This window comes from Pseudomonas sp. TS_SC_3, assembly GCF_056156225.1.
Map to the genome: position 1 here is coordinate 388,149 of NZ_CM149586.1, position 18,676 is coordinate 406,824.

Here is an 18,676-nt window from a genome sequence, read left to right on the forward strand (position 1 = left end):
TTGACTACGGTCTGCGACGGAATTATCAAAATTTCGGGAGAGTGAAAATGGGCAGAATTATTGGTATCGACCTGGGAACAACCAACTCCTGCGTCTCTATTTTGGAAAACGGTAAAGCTAAAGTTATTGAAAACGCAGAAGGCGCGCGTACCACGCCCTCGATCATTGCGTACGCTAACGATGGCGAGATTCTGGTGGGTCAGTCCGCCAAGCGCCAGGCTGTGACCAATCCGCATAACACCTTGTATGCGGTGAAGCGTCTGATCGGTCGTCGCTTCGAAGAAGACGTCGTGCAGAAAGACATTCAGATGGTGCCGTACAAAATCGCCAAGGCGGATAACGGTGACGCTTGGGTTGAAGTGAACGGCCAGAAAATGGCACCGCCACAAATCTCGGCTGAAATTCTGAAGAAGATGAAGAAGACCGCCGAAGACTACCTCGGCGAGCCAGTGACCGAAGCGGTGATCACCGTACCGGCCTACTTCAACGACAGCCAGCGTCAGGCCACTAAAGACGCCGGCCGCATCGCCGGTCTGGATGTTAAGCGCATCATCAACGAGCCGACTGCGGCTGCGCTGGCCTATGGCATGGACAAAGCCAAGGGCGACCACACCGTGATCGTGTATGACCTGGGTGGCGGTACTTTCGACGTCTCGGTGATCGAAATCGCTGAAGTCGATGGCGAGCACCAGTTCGAAGTGTTGGCTACCAACGGTGACACCTTCCTCGGTGGTGAGGACTTTGATATTCGTTTGATCGATTACCTCGTCGACGAATTCAAGAAAGAAAGCGGCATGAACCTTAAAGGTGACCCGCTGGCCATGCAGCGCCTGAAAGAAGCGGCTGAGAAGGCCAAGATTGAGCTGTCTTCGAGCCAGTCGACCGACGTCAACCTGCCGTACATCACTGCAGATGCCACCGGTCCTAAGCACCTGAATGTGAAGATTTCCCGTGCCAAGCTGGAATCGCTGGTTGAAGACCTGGTGCAGCGCACCATCGAGCCATGCCGCATTGCGTTGAAAGACGCTGGTATCGATGTGGGCGCGATCAACGACGTGATTCTGGTCGGTGGTCAGACCCGTATGCCCTTGGTGCAGAAGTTGGTAACTGACTTCTTCGGCAAGGAAGCGCGTAAGGACGTCAACCCGGACGAAGCCGTGGCCATGGGTGCTGCTATCCAGGGCGCGGTACTGGCCGGTGACGTGAAGGACGTACTGCTGCTTGACGTTTCCCCGTTGACCCTGGGCATCGAAACCATGGGCGGCGTGATGACGGCGCTGATCGAGAAAAACACCACGATTCCGACCAAGAAATCGCAGGTGTTCTCGACTGCTGACGACAACCAGGGCGCAGTGACCATTCATGTGCTGCAGGGTGAGCGTAAGCAAGCCAGCGGTAACAAGTCGCTGGGTAAGTTTGACCTGGCTGATATTCCGCCAGCGCCACGTGGTGTTCCGCAGATCGAAGTCACTTTCGACATCGACGCCAACGGCATCCTGCACGTGAGCGCCAAGGACAAAGCGACGGGCAAAACGCAGTCCATCGTGATCAAGGCCAACTCCGGTCTGTCCGAGGACGAGATCGCGCAGATGGTGCGTGATGCCGAAGCGAATGCTGAGGAAGACCGCAAGTTCGAAGAGCTGGCCGGTGCCCGTAACCAAGGCGATCAGCTGGTGCACGCCACCCGCAAGATGATCACCGAGGCTGGCGACAAAGCCACTGCTGACGAGAAGTCTGCTATCGAGGCAGCATTGAGCGCGCTGGAAGTGGCCGTTAAGGGCGACGATAAGGCGGACATCGAAGCGAAGATGACCGCGCTGTCTGAAGTGACCGCACCGCTGGCGCAGAAGATGTACGCCGATCAGCCGCAGCCAGGTGCTGCTGAGCGGGGGGCTGAACAAGCCAAGGACGCAGCTGACGACGTAGTCGATGCTGAGTTCGAAGAGGTCAAAGACAACAAGTAAATAGGCGCAAGCTTATGCCGCTCTGGCCGGGCGTGACGCGAGTCGCGTCCGGCATGATCCGCCGCGCGGGAGCTTGCTCCCGCGTTGGCGTGTCTGGAGTAGACGATTTAAAGGTGTTGAAGACTTATGGCTAAACGCGATTTTTACGAAGTGCTCGGTGTCGAGCGCGGTGCCAGTGAAGCGGAGCTGAAAAAAGCTTACCGCCGTCTGGCCATGAAGTATCACCCCGACCGTAACCCAGACGATAAAGCCTCGGAAGAGAAGTTCAAGGAAGCCAATGAGGCTTACGAGGTGCTTTCCGATGCAGCCAAGCGTTCGGCTTACGATCAGTACGGGCATGCCGGCGTTGACCCGCAGATGGGCGGCGGTGGTGGCGGCCCAGGCGGGGCAAACTTCTCCGATATTTTCGGCGATGTGTTCAGTGATTTCTTTGGCGGCGGCGGTGGTGGTCGCGGCGGTCAGCGAGGTGGCGCGCAGCGCGGCAGTGATCTGCGCTACACCCTAGAGCTGGACCTGGAAGAAGCGGTGCGTGGCACAACAGTGACCATTCGCGTACCGACGCTGGTTAATTGCAAACCCTGCGATGGCTCGGGCGCGAAGAAGGGCACCACGCCGGTGACCTGCACCACCTGTGGCGGTATCGGTCAGGTGCGCATGCAGCAGGGCTTCTTCTCGGTGCAGCAGACCTGCCCGCGCTGTCACGGCAGCGGCAAGATGATCACTGATCCTTGTGGCTCCTGCCACGGTCAGGGTCGTGTCGAAGAGCGCAAGACCTTGTCGGTGAAAGTGCCGGCGGGTGTCGACACCGGCGACCGTATCCGTCTGTCCGGCGAAGGCGAAGCGGGTGCCATGGGTGGCCCGGCGGGCGACTTGTACGTGGTGGTGAACGTGCGCGAGCACGCGATCTTCCAGCGCGACGGCAAACATTTGTACTGCGAAGTGCCGATCAGCTTTGCCGATGCGGCCCTAGGTGGCGAGTTGGAAGTGCCGACCCTGGATGGTCGAGTCAAGCTGAAGATCCCGGAAGGTACGCAGACCGGCAAGATGTTCCGTTTGCGTGGCAAAGGCGTGGCGCCGGTGCGTGGCGGCGGCGCGGGCGATCTGATGTGCAAGGTGGCGGTGGAAACGCCGGTCAACTTGGACAAGCGTCAGCGTGAACTGCTCGATGAGTTCCGCAAAACCCTGGAAGGCGACAGCTCGCATTCGCCGAAGGCCAATGGCTGGTTCGAAGGCGTTAAACGCTTTTTTGGCGATTTGTAAATCCCGCTGACAGGCTGCGCCGTCGCTAAGTGGCGGCTGCAGCCTGGGGCGACAGCTTGGAGCTGATAGCTATGCAACGTATTGCTGTGATGGGCGCCGCCGGGCGCATGGGTAAGACCCTGATCGAAGCCGTGCAATTGGTCGATGGCGCAAGCCTGAGTGCGGCGATTGATCGTGCGGACAGCAGCTTGGTGGGTGCGGATGTCGGTGAGCTGGTGGCGCAAGGCAAGATGGGCGTCAATCTGTCCGGTGATCTGAATGCGGTGCTTGATCAGTTCGATGTACTGATCGATTTCACCCATCCCTCGGTCACCCTAAAAAACTTGGAAATCTGCCGCCAGGCCCGTAAATCGATGGTGATCGGCACTACCGGTTTTTCCCCAGAGGAAAAGCAGCTGCTGGCTGAAGCCGGCAAACAGATTTCCATCGTGTTTGCCGCCAACTTCAGTGTCGGTGTCAATCTGTGTCTTAAGTTGCTCGATACCGCGGCGCGGGTGCTGGGTGATGATGTCGATATCGAAATCATCGAAGCCCATCACCGGCACAAGGTCGATGCGCCGTCTGGCACCGCCTTGCGCATGGGTGAAGTGGTGGCCAATGCACTAGGGCGTGATCTGCAGAAGGTCGCCGTCTATGGGCGCGAAGGGCAGACCGGCGCTCGCGATCGCGACACTATTGGTTTTGCCACGGTGCGCGCCGGTGATGTGGTCGGTGATCACACCGTACTGTTCGCCGCTGATGGTGAGCGTGTGGAAATCACCCACAAAGCGTCGAGCCGCATGACCTTCGCCAAAGGCGCTGTGCGCGCTGCGTTGTGGCTGGATAAGCGCGAGCCAGGGCTATACGACATGCAGGACGTTCTGGGTCTCAACTGAGGCATTGTGCCGCAGGAATGGTTTTTACTTGGGTCATAGTCGCAACTGGCGGTGGACCAAAAAGACACTTTCCTGTAAGCTTTCTGCTTTAGTGTGTCCACTAAAGTTGCGCAGAATGAATTAGATAAAAAAGCGGGGTGACGGTTGATACGTCATCCCGCTTTTTTACAATCTGCGTTTGCTTCACGTTTTGATTTTCGGAGGTTTTCTTGAGTAAGCCAGCCCTTAAACCTGCCATTTTGGCTCTTGCTGATGGCAGCATTTTTCGCGGCGAGGCCATCGGTGCCGACGGCCAGACTATTGGAGAGGTGGTTTTTAACACCGCCATGACCGGTTATCAGGAAATTCTTACCGATCCTTCCTACGCCCAGCAGATCGTAACCCTGACCTATCCGCACATCGGCAACACCGGCACCACGCCGGAAGACGCCGAATCCAATCGCGTATGGGCCGCAGGTCTGATTATCCGTGACTTGCCGCTGACCTCTAGCAACTGGCGTAACAAGCAGCCGCTGGATGAATACCTCAAGGACAACGGCACCGTCGCCATCGCCGGTATCGACACCCGCCGCCTGACCCGCATCCTGCGTGAGAAAGGCTCGCAGAACGGCTGCATCCTGGTGGGTGACGACGCCACCGAAGATAAGGCGCTGGAGCTGGCGCGCAGCTTCCCCGGCCTTAAGGGCATGGACCTGGCCAAAGTGGTCAGCTGCACCGAGCGCTACGAATGGCGCTCTAATGTGTGGAACCTGCAGGATGACAGCCATCCGGAAATCCCAGGCAGTGACTTGAAGTACCACGTGGTTGCCTACGACTACGGCGTTAAGTGGAACATCCTGCGCATGCTGGTCGAGCGCGGTTGCCGCGTGACGGTTGTGCCTGCGCAGACTCCAGCCGCTGATGTGCTGGCGCTGAATCCCGATGGCGTGTTCCTGTCCAATGGCCCAGGCGATCCCGAGCCTTGCGACTACGCCATCGCGGCAATCAAGGACATGCTAGAAACCGATATCCCGGTATTCGGCATCTGTCTTGGTCACCAGCTGCTGGCCCTGGCCTCCGGTGCCAAGACCCTGAAAATGGGCCACGGCCACCACGGTGCCAACCACCCGGTGCAGGACCTGAAAACCGGCGTGGTGATGATCACCAGCCAGAACCACGGTTTCGCCGTGGATGAAAGCAGCCTGCCAAGCAACGTGCGCGCTATTCACAAGTCGCTGTTCGACGGTTCCCTGCAGGGTATCGAGCGTACTGACAAGGACGCCTTCAGCTTCCAGGGTCACCCCGAAGCGAGCCCCGGCCCAGCCGATGTGGCGCCGCTGTTCGACCGTTTTATCGAAGCCATGGCCAAGCGCCGTTAAGCCAGCCGACTGACCCAAGGATTCGAGAGAGAGAACATGCCAAAGCGTACAGACATTAAAAGCATCCTGATCCTCGGCGCTGGTCCGATTGTTATCGGCCAGGCTTGCGAGTTCGACTATTCCGGTGCCCAGGCGTGTAAAGCGCTGAAAGAAGAGGGCTACCGCGTCATTCTGGTGAACTCCAACCCCGCCACCATCATGACCGACCCGGCCATGGCCGACGCCACCTACATCGAGCCGATCAAGTGGTCCACCGTGGCCAAGATCATCGAGAAGGAGCGCCCAGACGCGCTGTTGCCAACCATGGGTGGCCAGACCGCGCTGAACTGCGCGCTGGACCTGGAGAAGCACGGCATCCTGGAAAAGTTCGGCGTCGAGATGATCGGTGCCAACGCCGACACCATCGACAAGGCCGAAGACCGCTCGCGCTTCGATAAGGCGATGAAAGACATCGGTCTGGCGTGCCCGGTTTCCGGCATCGCGCACAACATGGAAGAAGCCTACGGCGTGCTGGAGAAGGTTGGCTTCCCGTGCATCATCCGCCCGTCCTTCACCATGGGCGGCACCGGTGGCGGTATTGCTTACAACCGTGAAGAGTTCGAAGAAATCTGCGCCCGCGGTATCGATCTGTCGCCAACCAGCGAGTTGCTGATCGATGAATCGCTGATCGGCTGGAAAGAATACGAAATGGAAGTTGTCCGCGACAAAAAGGACAACTGCATCATCGTCTGCGCCATCGAAAACTTCGACCCGATGGGCGTGCACACCGGCGACTCGATCACCGTGGCTCCGGCGCAAACCCTGACCGATAAGGAATACCAGATTCTGCGTAACGCATCGCTCGCAGTGCTACGTGAGATCGGCGTGGAAACCGGCGGCTCCAACGTACAGTTCGGTATCTGCCCGAACACCGGCCGCATGGTGGTGATCGAGATGAACCCGCGCGTGTCGCGTTCCTCGGCGCTGGCCTCCAAGGCCACCGGCTTCCCGATCGCCAAGATCGCCGCGAAGCTGGCCGTGGGTTACACCCTTGACGAGCTGAGCAACGACATCACCGGCGGCCGCACTCCGGCCTCGTTTGAGCCGGCGATCGACTACGTCGTCACCAAGATCCCGCGTTTTGCCTTCGAGAAGTTCCCCAAGGCCGACGCCCGCCTGACCACCCAGATGAAATCTGTCGGTGAAGTCATGGCCATTGGGCGCACCTTCCAGGAATCCCTGCAGAAAGCCCTGCGCGGTCTGGAAGTGGGTGTGTCTGGGTTTGATGAGAAGCTTGATCTGGCTGATCCAGAAGCCGAGAGCACTCTGCGCCGCGAGCTGACCGTGCCCAGCGCTGACCGCATTTGGTACATCGGCGATGCGTTCCGTGCCGGTAAGACCGTTGCCGAAGTGTTTGAACTGACCAATATCGATGAATGGTTCCTGGTGCAGATCGAAGATCTGATCAAGGACGAAGAACGCATCAAGACGTTGGCGCTATCGAGCATCGACCGTGATGCGATGTACAAACTCAAGCGCAAAGGTTTCTCCGATATTCGCCTGGCCAAGCTGCTGGGTGTGACCGAGAAAACCCTGCGCAGCCAGCGCCATAAGTTGAAAGTGCTGCCGGTGTACAAGCGCGTCGACACCTGCGCCGCCGAGTTCGCCACTGATACGGCTTACATGTACTCGACCTACGAGGAAGAGTGCGAAGCCAATCCGTCGACGCGCGACAAGATCATGATCCTCGGTGGCGGCCCTAACCGCATTGGTCAAGGTATCGAGTTCGACTATTGCTGCGTGCACGCAGCCCTGGCGCTGCGTGAAGACGGTTACGAGACCATCATGGTCAACTGCAACCCGGAAACCGTATCAACCGACTACGACATCTCTGATCGTCTGTACTTCGAGCCGGTGACCCTGGAAGACGTGCTGGAAATCGTCCGCGTCGAGCAGCCGAAAGGTGTGATCGTGCAGTACGGCGGGCAGACTCCGCTGAAAATTTGCCGCGCCTTGGAAGAAGCTGGTGTGCCGATCATCGGTACCAGCCCGGATGCCATCGACCGCGCCGAAGACCGTGAGCGCTTCCAGCAGATGGTGCAGCGCCTAAACCTGCGTCAGCCGGCCAACGCCACTGCGCGCAGTGAAGATGAAGCGCTGGCGCTGTCGAAAAGCATCGGTTACCCGATGGTGGTGCGTCCGTCCTATGTACTGGGCGGCCGGGCGATGGAAATCGTCTACCAGGAAGACGAACTCAAGCGTTACATGCGTGAAGCAGTGAAGGTTTCCAACGACAGCCCCGTATTGCTCGACCGCTTCCTCAACTGCGCCATTGAGGTGGATGTGGATGCGGTGTGTGACGGTGAGACTGTAGTGATCGGTGCGATCATGCAGCACATTGAGCAGGCTGGCGTGCACTCCGGCGACTCGGCGTGCTCGTTGCCGCCTTACTCGTTGCCGATGCACATCCAGGATGAGATCCGCGAGCAGGTCAAGAAAATGGCCTTGGAGCTGGGTGTTGTCGGCCTGATGAACGTGCAGATGGCCGTGCAGGGTGAGGATATCTTCGTCATCGAAGTGAACCCGCGCGCTTCGCGTACCGTGCCGTTCGTCTCCAAGTGCGTGGGTGTGTCTCTGGCGAAAGTGGCTGCCCGCGTTATGGCGGGTAAATCCCTGGCTGAAGCGGGGTACGCCAAAGAAATCATCCCGCCGTATTTCAGTGTGAAAGAAGCCGTGTTCCCGTTTGCCAAGTTTCCTGGCGTCGACCCGATTCTCGGCCCAGAAATGAAGTCCACCGGCGAAGTGATGGGCGTGGGTGATACCTTCGGTGAAGCCTTCGCTAAGGCTCAGTTGGGCGCCAGTGAAATTCTGCCTAACACCGGGTGCGCCTTTATCAGCGTACGTGAAGACGACAAGCCTGAAGCCGTGAAAGTTGCGCGTGATCTGGTCGCGCTGGGCTTCGAAGTCGTCGCCACTGCCGGCACCGCCAAAGTGATCGAGGCGGCTGGTTTACCAGTGCGTCGCGTGAACAAGGTCACTGAAGGGCGTCCGCATGTGGTCGATATGATCAAAAATGACGAAGTCACGTTGATCATCAACACCACTGAAGGCCGCCAGTCCATCGCTGACTCCTACTCCATTCGTCGTAACGCTCTGCAGCACAAGATCTACTGCACCACCACCATCGCGGCGGGTCAGGCGATTTGTGAGGCGCTGAAATTTGGTCCCGAGAAGACCGTGCGCCGGCTGCAGGATCTGCATGCAGGAATCAAGGCATGACTAAATATCCGATGACTGTCCAGGGCGCTCGCGCCCTGGAAGAAGAACTGGCGCACCTGACTAAAGTGGTGCGCCCCAAACTCAGCCAGGATATTGGCACTGCGCGCGAGCTCGGTGACCTCAAGGAAAACGCCGAATACCATGCTGCGCGTGAGCAGCAAGGTATGGTCGAGGCGCGTGTGCGTGACATTGAAGGGCGCTTGCAGAATGCGGTGATTATTGACGTCACCACGATTGAGCATACCGGCAAGGTGATTTTCGGCACGACCGTGGAAATCGCCAACTGCGAGACGGATGAGAGCGTGACTTACCAAATCGTCGGTGAAGACGAGGCGGACATCAAGCAGCGCAAAATTTCTGTCGGCTCGCCCATTGCTCGCGCCCTGATCGGCAAAAGCGAAGGTGATGTAGTTGTGGTGCAGACGCCGAGCGGTGCGCTGGAGTATGAGATCGTCGAGGTTCGTCATCTCTAAGCCTGGCGCGCGCGATGCGGGTGCAATCAGCTGGCTGCTGGCCCAGACGCTTTGGGTAGGTGGCCTCTGGTTGCTGCATTTTCTGCTGATACCGGCCATCGCCAAGATCGGTCTGGCCTCGTTGCTGGTCGAAGAAATCGGCAATACCCTGCGACCATTATTGGTTGGCCTGGCGGCGGTTTGCGCTGGGGTTCAGGTGCTGGTGCTAATTCGTGCTGAACGCCTGGCAAGCCTATGGCGTGATACCCGTGGGCAGCTGCTGTTGGTTGTGGTGATGATGGCCGGCAGTTATTTTGCCGTGCGCCAACTGCTGGTAGGGGCTGAACTGTGGTTGATGTTCAGTTATCTGGTGATGGCGTTTTGCGGTTTGTTGCTGGTTTTGCAGCCAGTTCCGCAAAAGCTCGGGCGCAAGCCCTAGGCAGCCAATAGGTGTGGGGCTTGTCTGTTGTAAGGCGCTGGTGCGCCTTACAACAGCAGCTGTATCAACCGTGGTGACGGTGAACGTTGGACAGATTCTTGTTCACCTTTGGGTTCTTGCGGTAGATCAGCGCCATTTTGCCAATGACCTGAACCAAATCAGCCTTGCCGGTTTTGCAAAGCTCATTGATAGCGGCTAGGCGGCTTTCGCGTTCAGTGATGCGAAGTTGTACTTTAATCAACTCGTGGTCGCTCAATGCGCGCTCCAGCTCAGCTTGTACACCTTCGGTCAAACCATTGTCAGCCACGATCAATACAGGCTTCAGGTGATGGCCGATAGATTTGAATTGTTTCTTCTGCTCTTGAGTGAGCGGCATAATCTGATTCCTGCATTTAATCTGGTAAAAAACGGCATTTAGTTTACCCGAGCGCCTTCGGCGCCGCCCAGATATTCATGCGTTGCACATTCGAGGTATTGCGTGGCCCGTTCCAAGACCAGTCAAGGTTGGCTGAAAGAGCACTTCAACGATCCTTACGTCAAAATGGCGCAGAAGGATGGCTATCGTTCGCGCGCCAGCTACAAGCTGCTGGAGATTCAGGAGAAAGATCGCATTCTCAGGCCCGGCATCACTGTGGTTGACCTTGGTGCCGCGCCAGGCGGCTGGTCACAGGTCACCAGTCGGGTGATTGGTGATAAGGGGCGGTTGATTGCCTCAGACATTCTGGAGATGGACAGCATTCCAGATGTGACCTTTATCCGTGGTGACTTTACCGATGATGCGGTGTTTGCGCAGATCCTTGATGCCATCGGTGAACAACCGGTAGACCTTGTGATTTCCGATATGGCCCCCAATATGAGTGGAGTGAGGGAGTCTGATCAGCCGCGCGCGATGTACCTGTGTGAGTTGGCGCTGGATTTGTCGACTCGGGTCCTGCGTCCGGGTGGTGATTTCCTGATCAAGATCTTCCAAGGCGAAGGCTTTGATGAGTACCACAAGCAAATGCGCCAGCTGTTCGACAAGGTGCAGATGCGTAAGCCGTTGTCCTCTCGTGGTCGCTCGCGCGAGCAATACATGCTGGCGCGCGGTTATCGCGGGCTTTGATGCTGTTTGCGGGTTGTTGTTAGTTGTGAGGTCCTAGCGGGCTGGAAGTAAATAAAGGGTTACAGACGGCGCCTGCCAGGGGTGGGCGTTGTGTAGTAAGTTAGATCGGTACATAACTGGTCGTCATGCGAAGCGCGCTTCAGCAAGGGGCCTGCTTCAGAGGGTAGCTAATTGAACGACATGGCAAAGAATCTGGTCCTGTGGCTGATCATCGCCGCCGTCTTGGTGACGGTGATGAACAATTTCTCCAGCCCGAGCGAGACGAACAAGCTCAACTACTCGCAGTTCATCCAGCAGGTTCAGGATGGCGGCGTTAAGCAAGTTACGGTTGATGGTTTCATCATCAGCGGTATGCGTAGCGATGGCTCATCCTTCGAAACAGTGCGTCCGGCGATTCAGGACAATGGTCTGATCAAAGACCTGATGGACAACAATGTCGAGATCGTCGGTAAGCAGCCTGAGCAGCAGAGCATCTGGACTCAGCTATTGGTTGCCAGCTTCCCGATTCTGGTGATCATCGCTGTGTTCATGTTCTTCATGCGCCAGATGCAAGGTGGCGCAGGTGGCAAAGGCGGGCCGATGAGTTTCGGTAAGAGCAAGGCGCGCCTGCTGTCGGAGGATCAGGTCAAAACAACTTTTGCTGACGTCGCCGGTTGCGATGAAGCTAAAGAAGAAGTCAGCGAGCTGGTCGAGTTCCTGCGTGATCCGGGCAAGTTCCAGCGTCTCGGTGGGCGTATTCCGCGTGGCGTGCTGATGGTTGGCTCGCCGGGTACCGGTAAAACCTTGCTGGCCAAAGCGGTTGCTGGCGAAGCCAAGGTGCCGTTCTTCACGATTTCTGGTTCAGACTTCGTGGAAATGTTTGTGGGTGTCGGTGCGTCTCGTGTGCGTGACATGTTCGAACAGGCCAAAAAGCACGCGCCGTGCATTATCTTTATCGACGAGATTGACGCCGTCGGTCGCCATCGTGGCGCCGGTATGGGTGGCGGTCACGACGAGCGCGAGCAAACGCTCAACCAGTTACTGGTGGAAATGGATGGCTTCGAAATGAACGATGGCATCATCGTCATTGCCGCCACCAACCGTCCTGACGTGCTCGACCCTGCTTTGCTTCGCCCTGGTCGTTTCGACCGCCAGGTTGTAGTTGGTTTGCCAGACATTCGTGGTCGCGAGCAGATTCTCAAAGTGCATATGCGCAAAGTGCCAATGGGCGAGGATGTTGCGCCTGCCGTGATTGCTCGCGGTACACCGGGCTTTTCCGGTGCTGACTTGGCCAACCTAGTTAACGAAGCATCGCTGTTTGCTGCGCGTTCAGGTAAGCGTGTGGTTGAGATGAAAGAGTTCGAGCTGGCCAAAGATAAGATCATGATGGGTGCCGAGCGCAAAACCATGGTCATGTCCGACAAAGAGAAGCTCAACACCGCATTCCACGAAGCGGGTCACGCGATTGTCGGGCGTTTGGTGCCTGAGCATGACCCGGTTTATAAAGTGTCGATCATTCCTCGCGGTCGGGCGCTGGGCGTAACCATGTTCTTGCCTGAGGAAGACCGTTACAGCCTGAGCAAGCGTGCGCTGACCAGTCAGATCTGCTCGTTGTTCGGCGGTCGGATTGCTGAGGAAATGACGCTGGGCTTCGATGGCGTCACTACCGGTGCGTCCAACGACATCATGCGTGCCACCCAGTTGGCCAAGAACATGGTCACCAAGTGGGGCTTGTCGGAAAAGTTGGGTCCGATGATGTATGCGGAAGAAGAAGGTGAAGTCTTCCTGGGTCGCAGTATGGGTAGCAACCAAAGTAATGTTTCGGCTGATACCGCTAAGCTGATTGACCAAGAGATACGCAGCATCATTGATGAGTGCTACGGCACTGCCAAGCGCCTGCTCCAAGAAAACCGTGACAAGCTTGATGCAATGGCCGAAGCGCTGATGAAGTATGAAACCATCGACGCTGAGCAGATCGAAGACATCATGAACGGTCTTGCGCCACGTGAGCCTAAGGGCTGGCAGGGTAAGGACGATAGTGGTGGCACCCCCAGTGCGCCAGTAGAAGTCGCCGAGTCTGTGGACAAGCCCATCGGTGGTCCTGCCGCGGAAGTTTAAGGTTACCCATGTCTGTGTTGTCTCCCTTTGACCGGCTGCCCTGTGGCAGCCGGTTTCTTGATTTAAGCCGTCCGCATGTGATGGGCATTCTCAACGTAACGCCTGACTCCTTCTCTGATGGTGGTCGCTACGGTCAGCGTGACGCGGCCTTGCGGCATGCCGAGGCGATGCTGCAGGCGGGTGCGACGTTAATCGATGTGGGGGGGGAATCGACACGTCCTGGTGCTCGCGCAGTTTCTCCGGTCGAGGAGCTTGAGCGCGTTGCACCCATTGTCGAGGCTATTGCCCGCGAACTGGACGTGATCATTTCAGTCGACACTTCAACCCCCGCAGTTATCCGCGAAACAGCGCGGCTGGGTGCGGGGCTGGTCAATGACGTGCGTTCGCTGCAGCGCGATGGCGCGCTGGATGCGGCCGCTGATAGTGGCTTGCCAGTGTGTCTGATGCACATGCGTGGTGAGCCGACCACCATGCAGCAGAATCCCCAATACCTTGATGTAGTCGCTGAAGTGCGCGGGTTTCTACTTGAGCGAATGGCGGCTTGCGCGGCGGCTGGGATTGCTGCTGAGCGAGTCATTCTTGATCCAGGTTTCGGCTTTGCGAAAACCCTGGAGCACAATCTCTCGCTGTTCAAGCATCTGCAGGCGCTGCATGCGCTGGGTCGGCCTTTGCTGGTCGGGGTGTCGCGCAAGAGTATGATCGGCAAGGTGCTAGGGCATGAAGTGGGTGAGCGCCTGTATGGCAGCCTGGCCTTGGCTGCGTTGGCGCTGAGCAAAGGCGCGCACATTCTGCGAGTGCACGATGTGGCGCAAACAGTTGATGTGGTACGGATGATCGCTGCTGTTGAAGCGGCCGAATAAGTTAGAAGGAATTGCGGGATGGGTAGAAAATATTTTGGTACTGACGGTATTCGTGGGCGTGTCGGTGACTTCCCGATTACCCCGGAATTCATGCTCAAACTCGGCTGGGCGGCCGGGATGGCGTTTCGCAAGCAGGGCAAGTGCCGCATTCTGATTGGCAAAGACACGCGCATTTCCGGCTATATGTTCGAATCTGCCCTGGAGGCTGGGTTGTCTGCGGCCGGCGCCGATGTGATGTTGCTCGGCCCGATGCCGACGCCAGCAATCGCCTACCTGACCCGTACGTTCCATGCCGAGGCCGGGATCGTTATCAGTGCTTCGCACAATCCGCATCACGACAACGGCATCAAGTTCTTCTCCGGTCAGGGCACCAAGCTACCGGACGAAATCGAGTTGATGATCGAGGAGCTGCTGGATCAGCCGATGACGGTGGTGGATTCCGAGCAGCTGGGCAAGGTCTCGCGAATCAACGATGCCGCCGGGCGCTATATCGAATTCTGTAAGAGCAGTGTGCCGAGCAGTACCGACTTTGCAGGGCTGAAGATTGTCGTCGACTGCGCGCATGGTGCGGCATACAAGGTGGCACCTAGCGTATTTCGTGAGTTGGGCGCTCATGTGACTGTTTTGTCTGCGCAGCCCAATGGCTTGAATATCAATGACAACTGCGGCTCGACCCACGTCGAGGCGCTGCAGGCTGAGGTATTGGCGCAGCAGGCTGATCTGGGTATCGCCTTTGATGGCGATGCAGATCGGGTGTTGATGGTCGATCACTCCGGCGCAGTAGTTGATGGTGATGAGTTGCTGTTTATCATTGCTCGCGATCTGCTGGAGCGCGGCAAGCTGCAAGGTGGTGTTGTCGGTACGCTGATGAGCAACCTCGGGTTGGAGCTGGCTCTGGCCGATCTGGGCATTCCGTTTGTCCGCGCTAAGGTCGGCGACCGTTACGTGATCGCTGAGTTGCTGTCGCGTAACTGGCAGTTGGGGGGGGAGAATTCGGGGCATCTGGTGTGTTTTCAGCACACCACGACGGGTGACGCAATTATCGCTGCGCTGCAGGTTTTGATGGCGCTTAAGCGCCGTGAGCAAACCCTGGGTGAAGCGCGTCTGGGTATGCAGAAGTGTCCGCAGGTGCTGGTGAATGTACGCTTTGCCGGTGGTATTGATCCGTTGGAGCACCCTGCTGTACAGGAGGCTAGTGCGCGGGTAACTGAGCAAATGGCGGGGCGCGGCCGGGTGTTGTTGCGCAAATCCGGCACTGAGCCATTGGTGCGCGTCATGGTTGAAGGTGACGATGAAGGCCAGGTGCGCGGCTATGCCGATGAATTAGCTAAGATTGTTACCGATGTATGTGCTTGATTCGGCTTGCCAGTCGAGTAGCTGTTGGGTAACATCTGCGCCCTCTTTGACCGACGAGGTTAAGCATGCGTCGCCCAATGGTTGCTGGTAACTGGAAAATGCACGGTACCCGCGCCAGCGTTGCAGAGCTGATCAGCGGTCTCGCCGAGCAGGTAATGCCTGCTGGTGTGGATGTTGCAGTTTTCCCGTCTAGCTTACATCTCTCTCAGGTTGTTGAGGGTTTGGTAGGCAAGGCTGTAGTGGTAGGTGCGCAAAGCTGTGCGACCGAAGCTCAGCAGGGCGCTATGACTGGCGAGATTGCAGCGGTTCAGCTGCATGATGTGGGTTGCTCGCTTGTGTTGGTGGGCCACTCCGAGCGTAGATTGCTGCTGGGTGAGTCTGATGAAATTGTGACGCGTAAGTTCTCTGCGGCGCAATCTTCAGGTTTGCTACCGGTGTTGTGTGTCGGTGAAACCCTGGCTCAGCGCGAGGCGGGGAAGACGCTAGAGGTGGTTGCTGCGCAGTTGTCTGCCGTGATCGATGCTCTGGGTATTGATGTCTTTGCCGATGCAGTTATTGCCTATGAGCCGGTTTGGGCTATTGGCACGGGTCTGGCCGCATCGCCTGTGCAGGCGCAGGAAGCTCATGCGGCAATTCGTGCGCAGTTAGCGGCGAAAAGTCCAGAGTTGGCGGGTAAAGTAAGAATTCTTTATGGCGGCAGCGTCAAGGCCGCCAGTGCAGCCGAGTTGTTCGGTATGCCGGATATCGATGGGGGGCTTGTGGGTGGAGCCTCTCTGAATGCGGATGAGTTCGGTGCGATTTGTCGCGCCGCAGGAAGCTAAAGAAATGCTGGAAACAGTCATCGTTGTTCTTCATCTGCTGGGTGCCATCGGCGTTGTTGCGCTGGTTTTGCTGCAGCAGGGTAAAGGTGCTGATGCTGGTGCCTCGTTTGGTGCGGGTGCTTCTTCTACCGTATTTGGTAGTCAAGGAAGTACTACCTTTCTGAGTCGAGTTACTGCTATACTCGCTACCGCATTTTTCATAACTAGCTTGGGTTTAGCGTTCTTTGCTAAAGATAAAGCTGATGGCATGGGTCAAGTTGGTTTGCCTGATCCAGCAGTCTTGGAAGTACAACAGGCTAAGCCAGCTGTTGAAGATGTACCTGTTCTGGATGCAGCTAAGCCGGCTACCGAAGCGGCGGACGTACCTCAGGCTCCTGAGCAGCAGTAAGCGTTAAAGGTCGTACGCAGTAAGTGATTTTGCCGAGGTGGTGGAATTGGTAGACACGCTACCTTGAGGTGGTAGTGGCCATAGGCTGTAGGGGTTCGAGTCCCCTTCTCGGTACCATTTTTCAAGAAGGCCCGCTCGAAGCGGGCTTTTTTGTTGCTGGAGCATCGATTGACCCCGTTTGAGGTTAAGTCGTATAATCCGGCCCCAGGTTTGATGTGGGGTTGAGCAGTAAAGTCGCTCCTCGGATGCTGAGTCCGATGATGGCTGGGTCAAACCAGCCCCCGCATTGAATTGCAGAGGAGCCCCTGATAAGGGGCTTTTTGCTAACTGGGCGACAGCTTTGCCGGCCTTTAGAGGGCGGTTCGATGATGGGCGCTTCGCCCATTTTTTATTTTTACAGCATGCGCGAGGGGTTCAGGTGTCGAGCAAGCTAGAACAGTTGCAGGCCTTGGTGGCCCCAGTAGTCGAGGCTCTGGGCTACCAATGTTGGGGTGTCGAGTTCCTGTCACAAGGGCGGCATTCTCTGCTGCGAATTTATATTGATAAGCAGCCTGACGGCGTGTTGATCGAAGACTGTGAAATTGTCAGTCGGCAGATCAGCGGTGTCCTTGATGTCGAGGACCCCATCAGCGCCGAGTACACCCTTGAGGTGTCCTCGCCAGGCATGGATCGGCCGTTGTTCACCATTGAACAGTTCGCTGCCCATGCGGGTGAGCAAGTAAAAATTAAGTTGCGCTCGCCTTTCGAGGGTCGACGCAACTTTCAGGGCCTTCTACGCGGTGTGGAAGATCAGGACGTGGTGGTGCAGGTGGATGACCACGAATTCCTGTTGCCGATCGATATGATCGACAAGGCCAACATTATCCCCAGGTTTGATTGAGCCGCGAATCCCGCGAGAGCTGCGCGGATTGCGCAGGATCCAATGGATTGCGAAAGGCGAGGCGTACGATGAGCAAAGAAGTACTGCTGGTTGTTGAGTCGGTTTCCAACGAAAAGGGCGTACCGGCTAGCGTAATTTTTGAAGCGCTGGAGCTGGCTTTGGCCACTGCTACCAAAAAGCGATTTGAAGATGAAGTCGAGTTGCGTGTGGCGATCAATCGCCAGACCGGCAACTACGAAACATTCCGCTGCTGGACAGTGGTTGAAGAAAGTGATTTTGATGACCCTGCACACCAGGTCACCACTGACATGCCGCGCGCTGTTGAAGCGAATGCGAAAGTGGGCGATGTGCTGGAAGAAAAGATCGAATCCATTGAATTCGGTCGTATTGCCGCGCAAACCGCTAAGCAAGTGATTGTGCAGAAAGTCCGTGAAGCTGAGCGTGCTCAGGTCGTTGAGGCTTATCGCGAGCGTCTGGGTGAAATCATTTCCGGCACCGTGAAGAAAGTAACCCGTGACAGCGTAATCGTTGACCTGGGTAATAACGCTGAAGCCATGCTGGCTCGCGAAGACATTATCTCCCGCGAAACCTTCCGTGTTGGCGTGCGCCTGCGTGCGCTGCTCAAGGAAATTCGTACCGAGAACCGCGGCCCTCAGCTGATTCTGTCGCGCACCGCGCCAGAAATGCTGATTGAGTTGTTCCGCATTGAAGTGCCGGAAATTGCCGAAGAGTTAATCGAGGTCATGGGTGCTGCCCGTGATCCGGGTTCACGCGCCAAACTGGCCGTGCGCTCCAAAGACAAGCGTATTGACCCGCAGGGTGCCTGTATTGGCATGCGCGGTTCGCGCGTGCAGGCGGTCTCCGGTGAGTTGGCAGGCGAACGTGTTGATATCGTGCTGTGGGATGACAATCCTGCGCAGTTCGTCATCAACGCCATGTCGCCGGCTGAAGTAGCCGCCATTATTGTTGACGAAGATGCCCACTCCATGGACATCGCCGTTGGCGCAGATAACCTTGCTCAGGCCATTGGTCGCGGCGGTCAGAACGTACGTTTGGCGAGTCAACTGACTGGCTGGACCTTGAACGTGATGACTGAGGCGGACATCCAGGCCAAGCAGCAAGCGGAAACAGGCGACATCCTGCAGCGCTTTATCGACGAGCTGGAAGTCGATGAAGAGCTGGCCCAGGTGTTAGTCGAAGAGGGCTTCACCAGCCTTGAAGAAATTGCCTACGTACCGATGGAAGAAATGCTCAGCATTGATGGCTTTGACGAGGATATCGTCAGCGAGCTCCGCGCCCGTGCCAAAGATCGCTTGCTGACTAAAGCCATCGCCAACGAGGAAAAGCTGGCAGATGCCCACCCAGCCGAAGACTTGCTCTCGCTAGAGGGGATGGACAAGGCGCTTGCGCATGAACTGGCAGTGCGCGGCGTTATTAACCGCGAAGACCTGGCCGAGCAGTCTATTGATGATCTGCTCGACATCGACGGTATCGACGCTGAGCGAGCCGGCAAGTTGATCATGGCCGCACGAGCCCATTGGTTCGAGTAAGCAGTTGCGGCCTGAG

16 protein-coding genes and 1 tRNA gene are annotated in these 18,676 nt (G+C 57.1%); 16 read left to right on the forward strand and 1 reads right to left on the reverse strand.

What is annotated here, in order from left to right:
* Positions 1–47 precede the first annotated feature (47 nt).
* From dnaK to AC0J6G_RS01950, 7 genes are all read left to right on the forward strand, one after another.
* Positions 48–1,964 carry a molecular chaperone DnaK gene (dnaK, locus tag AC0J6G_RS01920; protein ID WP_475250757.1) on the forward strand — a complete coding sequence of 639 codons (1,917 nt, stop codon included), beginning with the start codon at positions 48–50 and terminating at the stop codon, positions 1,962–1,964.
* 126 nt (positions 1,965–2,090) lie between these two features.
* A complete protein-coding gene (dnaJ, locus tag AC0J6G_RS01925; protein WP_475250759.1) occupies positions 2,091–3,224 on the forward strand; it encodes a molecular chaperone DnaJ in 1,134 nt (377 codons plus the stop codon).
* Positions 3,225–3,295: 71 nt separating this feature from the next.
* Complete coding sequence (dapB, locus tag AC0J6G_RS01930) at positions 3,296–4,099, forward strand: 4-hydroxy-tetrahydrodipicolinate reductase (RefSeq protein ID WP_475250761.1); 804 nt, start codon at positions 3,296–3,298, stop codon at positions 4,097–4,099.
* A 209-nt stretch (positions 4,100–4,308) separates the two neighbouring features.
* On the forward strand, positions 4,309–5,457 hold the full coding sequence (gene carA, locus AC0J6G_RS01935; RefSeq protein ID WP_475250763.1) for a glutamine-hydrolyzing carbamoyl-phosphate synthase small subunit: 1,149 nt from the start codon (positions 4,309–4,311) through the stop codon (positions 5,455–5,457).
* Between the two features lie 36 nt (positions 5,458–5,493).
* Complete coding sequence (carB, locus tag AC0J6G_RS01940; RefSeq protein ID WP_475250765.1) at positions 5,494–8,715, forward strand: carbamoyl-phosphate synthase large subunit; 3,222 nt, start codon at positions 5,494–5,496, stop codon at positions 8,713–8,715.
* Positions 8,712–9,188, forward strand: coding sequence for a transcription elongation factor GreA (gene greA / locus AC0J6G_RS01945; protein ID WP_339526173.1), 477 nt, complete (start codon positions 8,712–8,714; stop codon positions 9,186–9,188). The genes carB and greA overlap by 4 nt, the downstream gene beginning before the upstream one ends.
* Positions 9,160–9,606 carry a DUF4149 domain-containing protein gene (locus AC0J6G_RS01950; RefSeq protein ID WP_475250768.1) on the forward strand — a complete coding sequence of 149 codons (447 nt, stop codon included), beginning with the start codon at positions 9,160–9,162 and terminating at the stop codon, positions 9,604–9,606. The genes greA and AC0J6G_RS01950 overlap by 29 nt, the downstream gene beginning before the upstream one ends.
* 64 nt (positions 9,607–9,670) lie before the next feature.
* Here the strand turns inward: AC0J6G_RS01950 and AC0J6G_RS01955 are convergent, their stop codons facing one another.
* The gene (locus AC0J6G_RS01955; RefSeq protein WP_475250770.1) at positions 9,671–9,982 is read right to left on the reverse strand and encodes a YhbY family RNA-binding protein; all 312 of its coding nucleotides are present in this window, start codon (positions 9,980–9,982) and stop codon (positions 9,671–9,673) included.
* A gap of 102 nt (positions 9,983–10,084) precedes the next feature.
* Between AC0J6G_RS01955 and rlmE the strand changes: the two genes are divergently transcribed.
* The 9 genes from rlmE to nusA all read left to right on the forward strand — a co-directional run bounded on the left by rlmE (position 10,085) and on the right by nusA (position 18,660).
* A complete protein-coding gene (rlmE, locus tag AC0J6G_RS01960) occupies positions 10,085–10,708 on the forward strand; it encodes a 23S rRNA (uridine(2552)-2'-O)-methyltransferase RlmE (protein WP_475250772.1) in 624 nt (207 codons plus the stop codon).
* A gap of 180 nt (positions 10,709–10,888) precedes the next feature.
* On the forward strand, positions 10,889–12,805 hold the full coding sequence (ftsH, locus tag AC0J6G_RS01965) for an ATP-dependent zinc metalloprotease FtsH (protein ID WP_475250774.1): 1,917 nt from the start codon (positions 10,889–10,891) through the stop codon (positions 12,803–12,805).
* A gap of 8 nt (positions 12,806–12,813) precedes the next feature.
* Positions 12,814–13,665 carry a dihydropteroate synthase gene (gene folP, locus AC0J6G_RS01970; protein ID WP_475250776.1) on the forward strand — a complete coding sequence of 284 codons (852 nt, stop codon included), beginning with the start codon at positions 12,814–12,816 and terminating at the stop codon, positions 13,663–13,665.
* An 18-nt stretch (positions 13,666–13,683) separates the two neighbouring features.
* Positions 13,684–15,021 carry a phosphoglucosamine mutase gene (gene glmM, locus AC0J6G_RS01975; protein ID WP_475250778.1) on the forward strand — a complete coding sequence of 446 codons (1,338 nt, stop codon included), beginning with the start codon at positions 13,684–13,686 and terminating at the stop codon, positions 15,019–15,021.
* A 65-nt stretch (positions 15,022–15,086) separates the two neighbouring features.
* The gene (gene tpiA / locus AC0J6G_RS01980; RefSeq protein ID WP_475250780.1) at positions 15,087–15,842 is read left to right on the forward strand and encodes a triose-phosphate isomerase; all 756 of its coding nucleotides are present in this window, start codon (positions 15,087–15,089) and stop codon (positions 15,840–15,842) included.
* Between the two features lie 4 nt (positions 15,843–15,846).
* Positions 15,847–16,230, forward strand: a complete 384-nt coding sequence (gene secG, locus AC0J6G_RS01985; RefSeq protein WP_475250782.1) for a preprotein translocase subunit SecG — start codon at positions 15,847–15,849, stop codon at positions 16,228–16,230.
* Between the two features lie 31 nt (positions 16,231–16,261).
* Positions 16,262–16,347 (forward strand) — tRNA-Leu (locus AC0J6G_RS01990).
* Between the two features lie 301 nt (positions 16,348–16,648).
* Positions 16,649–17,110, forward strand: a complete 462-nt coding sequence (gene rimP, locus AC0J6G_RS01995) for a ribosome maturation factor RimP (RefSeq protein ID WP_475250784.1) — start codon at positions 16,649–16,651, stop codon at positions 17,108–17,110.
* A gap of 68 nt (positions 17,111–17,178) precedes the next feature.
* Positions 17,179–18,660: a transcription termination factor NusA gene (nusA, locus tag AC0J6G_RS02000; protein WP_475250786.1), complete on the forward strand. Its 1,482-nt coding sequence runs from the start codon at positions 17,179–17,181 to the stop codon at positions 18,658–18,660.
* Positions 18,661–18,676 lie beyond the last annotated feature (16 nt).

Excerpts from the sequence above, each read along its gene's own strand:
- tpiA (WP_475250780.1), top strand. The coding sequence starts at position 15,087 with ATGCGTCGCCCAATGGTTGCTGGTAACTGGAAAATGCACGGTACCCGC.
- secG (WP_475250782.1), top strand. The coding sequence starts at position 15,847 with ATGCTGGAAACAGTCATCGTTGTTCTTCATCTGCTGGGTGCCATCGGC.
- dnaJ (WP_475250759.1), top strand. The coding sequence starts at position 2,091 with ATGGCTAAACGCGATTTTTACGAAGTGCTCGGTGTCGAGCGCGGTGCC.
- AC0J6G_RS01955 (WP_475250770.1), bottom strand. The coding sequence starts at position 9,982 with ATGCCGCTCACTCAAGAGCAGAAGAAACAATTCAAATCTATCGGCCAT.
- AC0J6G_RS01950 (WP_475250768.1), top strand. The coding sequence starts at position 9,160 with ATGAGATCGTCGAGGTTCGTCATCTCTAAGCCTGGCGCGCGCGATGCG.
- dnaK (WP_475250757.1), top strand. The coding sequence starts at position 48 with ATGGGCAGAATTATTGGTATCGACCTGGGAACAACCAACTCCTGCGTC.
- folP (WP_475250776.1), top strand. The coding sequence starts at position 12,814 with ATGTCTGTGTTGTCTCCCTTTGACCGGCTGCCCTGTGGCAGCCGGTTT.
- ftsH (WP_475250774.1), top strand. The coding sequence starts at position 10,889 with ATGGCAAAGAATCTGGTCCTGTGGCTGATCATCGCCGCCGTCTTGGTG.
- greA (WP_339526173.1), top strand. The coding sequence starts at position 8,712 with ATGACTAAATATCCGATGACTGTCCAGGGCGCTCGCGCCCTGGAAGAA.
- glmM (WP_475250778.1), top strand. The coding sequence starts at position 13,684 with ATGGGTAGAAAATATTTTGGTACTGACGGTATTCGTGGGCGTGTCGGT.
- nusA (WP_475250786.1), top strand. The coding sequence starts at position 17,179 with ATGAGCAAAGAAGTACTGCTGGTTGTTGAGTCGGTTTCCAACGAAAAG.
- carB (WP_475250765.1), top strand. The coding sequence starts at position 5,494 with ATGCCAAAGCGTACAGACATTAAAAGCATCCTGATCCTCGGCGCTGGT.
- dapB (WP_475250761.1), top strand. The coding sequence starts at position 3,296 with ATGCAACGTATTGCTGTGATGGGCGCCGCCGGGCGCATGGGTAAGACC.